Raw genomic sequence first — 607 nt, 5'->3', positions numbered from 1 at the left:
TCTTTTCATCGGGCGACAGCGTATCGTGCCAACGCTTGCTGGCCATCACGATCCACGGGCTATAGACGTGGCGAGAGATAGTGAGGAACTTCTGCACTTCGTAGAATTTGCTCGATTGGATCGTCGTTACCGGATTTTCCTGGCCATCAACCGTGCCGGTTTCCAGCGCGGTAAAGAGTTCGGAGAAAGCCATCGGCACCGCATTCGCGCCGAACTGATTGAACATGTCGATATAGATCGGGTTCTGCATCACGCGCAGCTTAATGCCCGACAGATCTTCGTACTTTGTTACCGGGCGCTTGCTGTTCGTGAGATTCCGGAAACCGTTTTCCCAATAGACCAGCCCAATGAGGCCCTTTTCTTGCAACTTCGCCATGAGTTTTTCACCGAACGGCCCATCCAATACCGCATCGGCTTCCTTTTCATTGGCAAACAAGAACGGGAGGTCATAAACACCGAAATCCTTAACGATGCCGACCAGGGTGGCGGTCGAACCGACCATCATTTCCTGTGCGCCGCCGATAACGGTGTTCTGCATCTGCACATCGCTGCCCAAGCTGGAGTCGCCGAAGCCCTTTCATGCGCAGCTTACCGCCCGATTGCTTGT

At 53.9% G+C, this 607-nt stretch carries 1 protein-coding gene; it reads right to left on the bottom strand.

Translation table 11 applies throughout. The annotated features are described in order from the left end of the window. Positions 1-538: DctP family TRAP transporter solute-binding subunit (locus VZ95_RS21065; protein WP_232302803.1), on the bottom strand; the 538-nt coding region annotated here is incomplete at its 3' end. Positions 539-607 lie beyond the last annotated feature (69 nt).

The sequence above is a fragment of the Elstera litoralis genome (genome assembly GCF_000963705.1).
GTDB lineage: Bacteria > Pseudomonadota > Alphaproteobacteria > Elsterales > Elsteraceae > Elstera > Elstera litoralis.
This window is presented reverse-complemented; position numbering and strand designations above follow the sequence as displayed.